3 protein-coding genes are annotated in these 6,635 nt (G+C 51.1%); all 3 read left to right on the top strand.

All coding sequences use genetic code 11. The annotated features are described in order from the left end of the window. Window positions 1-448 precede the first annotated feature (448 nt). The 3 genes from ACJ8IL_RS22625 (at window position 449) to ACJ8IL_RS22615 (ending at window position 6,635) form a co-directional block, all read left to right on the top strand. Window positions 449-3,088: a beta strand repeat-containing protein gene (locus tag ACJ8IL_RS22625; protein WP_060432746.1), complete on the top strand. Its 2,640-nt coding sequence runs from the start codon at window positions 449-451 to the stop codon at window positions 3,086-3,088. A gap of 390 nt (window positions 3,089-3,478) precedes the next feature. After that, window positions 3,479-5,251 carry a type I secretion system permease/ATPase gene (locus ACJ8IL_RS22620; RefSeq protein WP_025302175.1) on the top strand — a complete coding sequence of 591 codons (1,773 nt, stop codon included), beginning with the start codon at window positions 3,479-3,481 and terminating at the stop codon, window positions 5,249-5,251. 52 nt (window positions 5,252-5,303) lie between these two features. After that, window positions 5,304-6,635, top strand: coding sequence for an HlyD family type I secretion periplasmic adaptor subunit (locus tag ACJ8IL_RS22615; protein ID WP_025302176.1), 1,332 nt, complete (start codon window positions 5,304-5,306; stop codon window positions 6,633-6,635).

Here is a 6,635-nt window from a genome sequence, read left to right as displayed (position 1 = left end):
GTATGGATGTTGAGTGATTTAAATTATTGATAAATATAAGTGCAATCGCAGTGGATACGTCGTAATCTATAAATATAGTTAGTTATTTAATAATACTCCACCAAATTAGATACTTGTTGAGTGCCTTTCCTATCTAACGTCTTGCTCTTCTTTATTCTATTTCAATACCATAGCATTCTGCACTTGTCTACGTGATTTCCATGAGACCTCCTTCGCCTTGTTAGTTTCTATGGCTCGTTTTTGTTTTTGTTTTTGTTTTTTAAGAATTTTTTTATTTGTAGTGAGTGTTTTTTTATTTTTGGTTGACAGTTGTTTTTTTATGGACTTTGCTTACTCAAGCATGCTTTGCATGTCTTTTGCTATTGAATAAGAGTTCATCGATGGTATCAGCTCTACTCTTATTCGAATTTTAGACTTTTAGTTAAACGTTTATCCTAAGGATACGATTATGGCCTCTCTAGCATACCAGAAGGAAGTTGCCGCAATACTTTATGCCGTTATGGGTAAAGAGACATACACAGGTGTTGTTGCGTTTGACGATGCTGCCTTGAAAATTGGCCATGGGCAGCTTACATATCAATCATATATAGATGGTCTACTTACTTCATCCGCTGGCCAAGCGTTGTACGGCAATCAAACCGAAGTCGAGATTTTGCAGTCTATTTATCAGAAAGTTTATGGTTCATCACCAGCTGTTAATGATTTGCAGCAAATACTAAATAATACTTCTTTGAGTAATGCTATTTTTAATGCAATAGACTCTCTTCTAAATTATCAAGGGTTTGATGCTGCAACGCTGCAGAGTCAGTCTGTTTTTGATGCCCATGTTGAACCTATTATTTATAAGTCTTATGGTTCGGCAGCATGGAACCAGTGGTCTGTCGATCTTGCTTCTCAAGAACGTGTTGCCTCAGTCTACCTTGCAGTGCCTTATCGCGGCATTGATGCTTTAGGATTGGATTCATGGACAACCTATTTACTCCAACCTAACAAATCGTTTGATCTTTTGATTAAGAATCTTTTGGGTTCTGTGGAATTCCAGAGAAAAGGTGCCCAGTTAACTGGTGATGATTTTATTAAGCATGTTTACTTTGGGGTTTATGGTCAAGATCCGACTGCGCAAGAGATTGCTATTTATAGTGGTTTGACAGATAAAGTAGCCATTACTTCGGCTATCATCAACGATCTGCGCAATTCAACGGCTACTGATGCGGCTACGATGACCCAGCAGCATGCGTTTGAATATGACATCGGCACCAGTCTGTTATACAAAACTGCGGCAACTCTTACGGCGACAACTGGAGGGGGGAATGCTACAAGTGCGGTAAACACTGGTTCTTCCCATCAAATCAGCAACGCCGAAACAGCGGTACTGACGAATGTTCAACTGAACGCCAATGCCGCTAGCATCGTGAACCTGAAGTTCGCCGACCATCTGGCGAATCTGACCATCAACGGCACCAGCGCAGCAACGGTCAACTTGTCTGACAATGGTGTTAATCCAGGTGTAGATATCACCGTGAATAACGGCAACGTCATCCTGAACGCCAGTTCGGGTGCGGATGACGTAGTTGTCACATCGGCGGCAAACATTGCTACCGGTACCGCACAGTTCAACCTCGGCGCCGGCAACGACAGCCTGCACTGGGTGGGCAACGGGGTTTCCGGTGGGGCGAACACTGTCGCGAACACGGTTAAGGCTGATGGTGGTGCGGGTACGGACTCCATCTCCGCCAACTTCATCACCAAAACTGTAGTAACCAACCAAAACGCCCTGGGCGTTCGCACCAGTACCGTGACCAGCAACGCCAACAACTTCTCGAACTTTGAGAAAATTGACCTGACCGGCTATATCGGCAAGTCCGTCGGTACGCTGATTACGACTCCGCTAATCGGTTCACCGACCACCACCAGCGTCACAACGCCGACCCACACCTTTGACTTTGGCCTGACCAACGGCACATCTACGGTGGAAGGCACCACGGGCGGCACGGTTACGCAGAACGCGGCGGCCACCAACCTGGGCTCACAAGGTTTTGTGATCTCCGGTCTGGCTAACGTCAACGTCATTAACGCCGCCGGCGGCAACGCCGCGCAGTTGGAAGTGAAAGGGGACGCGACTTCCGCCAGTACGCTGAACTTCACCTTCGTGCAGAACGCCACCGATCATTTCAATATCAACTTTGATGCGGTGAGTTCTTCCAATGTGAATGCCGGCGCCATTACCCTTAACAGCAGCAGCAGCGCCTTGTTGGGCACCGCTCTGACCACGGTGAACGTGGCCTCAGGCGGTACCGGCAGCTTTGACAACATTCTGTCACTGGCCGGCACCAATGCGCAGGTTCAGACCATCAACGTGACCGGTGATCACGCGCTGGATCTGACGTTGGGCAGCGGTTTCAGCAACGTGCGTGATATCAATGCGTCCACCAACACCGGGGGTCTGAATCTCGACTCCAGCCATGGCGGTACCGGTGACGGTATCATCGTTCAATTGCTGAACATTCTGCCGCTGAGCGTCATTACCACCAACCTGTTGGCGCCGGTGTTGACGGCGTTGGGCCTGAACGGTTACCAGATGACCGTAGAAGGCTCCAGTGCTGCCGATACCCTGGGCGTGATTGGCAACACCACGCTGACCGGTGGCGCAGGTGCCAACACCTATGACATCAAGGCGAGTAACACGCAGGCGGGTGTGACTATCAAGGACTTTAATAGCCTCAAGGACTCGATTGTCGACGTGAACCATGGCGGCCTGACTATTTCCGATGACGCCAGCGGCACTGCGGTAGCGAACTACGGTACGCGCTCTGCCGACACGTTGGATGCGTTGTTGGGGACACTGGTGGGCGGTTTGACCAACGGCGTTATCGGCCTGTTGGGTGGTATCTTGGGTCTGGATAGCAGCAACTCGCTGACGGCGAAAGTGGGTGTGGCATCCGTTGTATTCAGCGGTGGCGGCAACACTGCAAGCTCGTATGTAATTATCGACAACAACGATAACCACACGCTGGACCTCAACGATACCGTGGTATACCTGACAGGGCAAAACCACCAGCAATTGGTGGATACTCTGCACTACGCGTAAGGATGAATTCCAGTGGGTTATAATGCCCATTGAAACTGTTAGTCAATCAATAATACGGGGTGTGTAAACACCCCGTATTCTTTGAAAATTGTGAACTACGTCATTATCTCTAATTTATTCCCTTTCGTACTAAACTCGCGTTGCCCTGTCTACTATTTACCTCACTGTTTTCATTTGTTTTTTTCTGTAGTTCGTGAGGCGATTTTTTTTGCTTACGGCCTTGCTGATATCCACTTTCTCTACCTATAGTTAGAAAAAGTATCTGCAGTCTCGAGCATGTCTGGGGTGGGGGTTCTTTAGGATTTATTTTATTTTTCCCTTTTTAGGATTTTCCTTATAAGAGTCCAATGCGGATTTTGACTGACAGTGCACATGATGTAAGGGCAGAAAGTGAATCAATTTATACCGCGCAATGAAATTGCGGATGTTATACGGACTCGCAGTAAGGTTTTTTGGACCGTTGGCATATTTACCGCATTTATTAATTTATTAATGCTAGTTCCTTCTATCTATATGCTCCAGGTTTACGACCGGGTGCTTCCTTCGCGTAATGAAATCACGCTGTTGATGCTGACGCTGATCATGCTGGGCATGTTCGGCATGATGTCGCTGTTGGAATACGTGCGCAGCATGGTGGTGATCCGTATCGGCAGTCAGCTGGATATGCGTCTCAACACGCGAGTCTACACTGCGGCCTACGAGGCGAATCTGAAAAACGGTTCTTCTGACGCCGGCCAGATGCTGAGCGACTTGACCAATCTGCGCCAATTCCTCACCGGCAGCGCGCTGTTCGCCTTCTTTGATGCACCGTGGTTTCCGATCTATCTGTTGGTGATATTCCTCTTTAACCCTTGGTTGGGGCTGTTCGCCCTGGTCGGTGCACTGTTGTTGATCGCATTGGCGGTGATCAACGAAATGGTGTCGAAAAAGCCGCTGGCGGAAGCCAGCAAGCTGTCGATTATGTCCGGTACGTTGGCCAGCACCAATCTGCGAAATGCCGAAGTGATCGAGGCTTTAGGGATGTTGCCTAACCTGAAACGCCGGTGGTTCGGTCTGCACCAGCGATTCTTGAACAGCCAACGCATCGCCAGCGAACGCGCATCGCGGGTCACGTCGATCACCAAGTTTGTGCGCATGTCGCTGCAATCACTGGTGTTGGGGCTGGGGGGGTGGCTGGCTATCGATGGGCACATCACGCCCGGTATGATGATTGCCGGCTCCATTCTGATGGGGCGAACGCTGGCGCCGATTGAGCAGGTTATTAACGTCTGGAAGAGCTACAGCGCGGCGAAGCTTTCTTATGGCCGGTTGGTCAAGCTGCTGGAAACGCACCCGCAACGTGGTACCGGTATGTCCTTGCCGCGTCCGGAAGGGGTGCTTGCCGTAGAAGGCGTCACCGCCACGCCGCCGGGATCCAAAGGCGATGCGGTATTGCATAACGTGAGTTTTGCCATTCAGCCTGGTGACGTGCTGGGGATCATTGGCCCGAGCGCGTCGGGGAAATCGACGCTGGCTCGTTTGCTGGTCGGCATTTGGCCGGTCAGTGAAGGGATTGTTCGGTTGGATAATGCTGACATCTATCAGTGGAACAAGGATGAGTTGGGGCCGTATATCGGCTATCTGCCGCAGGACATTGAGCTGTTTGCCGGGACTATCGCCGAGAATATCGCTCGCTTTAACGAGATCGACTCAGAGAAGGTCATTGAAGCCGCTAAGTTGGCCGGTGTGCACGAACTGATCCTGCGTTTCCCGAACGGCTACGATTCGGTGCTCGGCAACGGTGGCGCTGGGCTGTCCGGTGGGCAGAAACAGCGTATCGGCCTGGCGCGCGCACTGTACGGCGACCCTTCGCTGGTGGTTTTGGATGAGCCTAACTCCAATCTGGATGATGCGGGCGAGAAAGCGTTGAACCAGGCCATTATGTTCCTCAAGCAACGTAATAAAACGGTGGTTCTGATTACCCATCGCACCAATTTGCTGTCGATGACCAGCAAGCTGTTGCTCTTGGTGAATGGCAACGTCAACGCGTTCGGCCCGACTCAACAAGTGCTTCAGGCGTTAGCCAATGCGCAAAAAGCGCAGACGCAACAGCCTCAGCAAGCGGTGAGGGCGGTAAATTCTGAGCCAGATGAAGGCAATATCCCAAAAACGCAAATTAATTAAGCCGTGAATTGCCTGATGGCTTTATTGCCGTCCGCAGTTTAAAGGAGTTGGTATGTCGACGCACATTGGCGAGCCGCAAGACTCGTATATTGAAGAGATCCCACAGGATGAACGGCGGTTTACCCGGATGGGCTGGCTGGTGGTGGGAATTGGTCTGTTCGGATTTTTGGCTTGGGCAGCGTTTGCGCCCCTGGATAAAGGGGTGGCATCACCGGGATCGGTAACCGTTTCCGGCAACCGCAAAACGGTGCAGGCACCGGCCAGCGGCATCATCAAAAATATCGCGGTGAAAGAGGGCGACAAGGTGAAAGCCGGTGAAGTCCTGGTGCAGTTGAGCCAGGTGCAGGCACAGGCGCAGGTCGATTCCCTGCGCGACCAGTACTACACCACGCTGGCCACCGAAGGGCGTTTACTCGCCGAACGCGATGGTCTGAGTAGCGTCACTTTTTCTCCCATTTTTACCCAGATCAAGGATCAGCCGCGTGTGGCTGAAATTATCGCGTTGCAAACGCAGCTGTTCGCTTCCCGCCGCCAGGGGCTGCAAAGTGAAATTGACGGTTATAAGCAGTCGATGGACGGGATTCGTTTCCAATTGAAAGGCCTGCAGGATTCACGCGTCAACAAGCAGATCCAACTTTCCAGCCTGCGTGAACAGATGAACAGCATGAAGCAGCTGGCTGCGGACGGCTACCTGCCACGCAATCGCTATCTGGAAGTTCAGCGTCAGTTCGCCGAAGTGAATAGCAGCATCGATGAAACTGTCGGGCGGATTGGCCAATTGCAAAAGCAGCTGCAAGAATCTCAGCAGCGTATCGATCAACGTTTCGCCGACTATCAACGCGAGGTCAGAACGCAACTGGCACAAACCCAAATGGACGCCAGTGAGTTTCGCAATAAGCTGCAAATGGCCGATTTCGATCTGGGCAACACCGCCATCACCTCACCGGTGGACGGCACCGTGGTCGGATTGAATATCTTCACTCAGGGGGGCGTCGTGGGAGCGGGTGACCACCTGATGGACGTTGTACCCAGCCAGGCGACGCTGGTGGTGGATTCTCGCCTGAAAGTCGACCTGATCGATAAGGTGTACAACGGGTTGCCGGTGGATCTGATGTTTACCGCCTTCAACCAAAACAAAACCCCGAAAATTCCGGGAACGGTCACGTTGGTTTCCGCCGACCGTCTGGTCGACAAAGCCAACGGTGAGCCTTACTACCAGATGCAGGTCACGGTCTCACCGGAGGGTATGAAGATGCTCAGTGGTGAGGACATCAAGCCGGGGATGCCGGTCGAGGTGTTCGTGAAAACGGGGTCGCGCTCGCTGCTGAGCTATTTGTTTAAACCTATTTTGGATCGCGCTCATACTTCATTAACCGAGGAATAA

Source organism: Serratia sp. CY47444, from assembly GCF_052168635.1.
Classification (GTDB): Bacteria; Pseudomonadota; Gammaproteobacteria; order Enterobacterales; family Enterobacteriaceae; genus Serratia; species Serratia bockelmannii.
The sequence above is the reverse complement of the archived record's forward strand: the minus strand, read 5'-3'. Positions and strand labels throughout refer to the sequence as shown.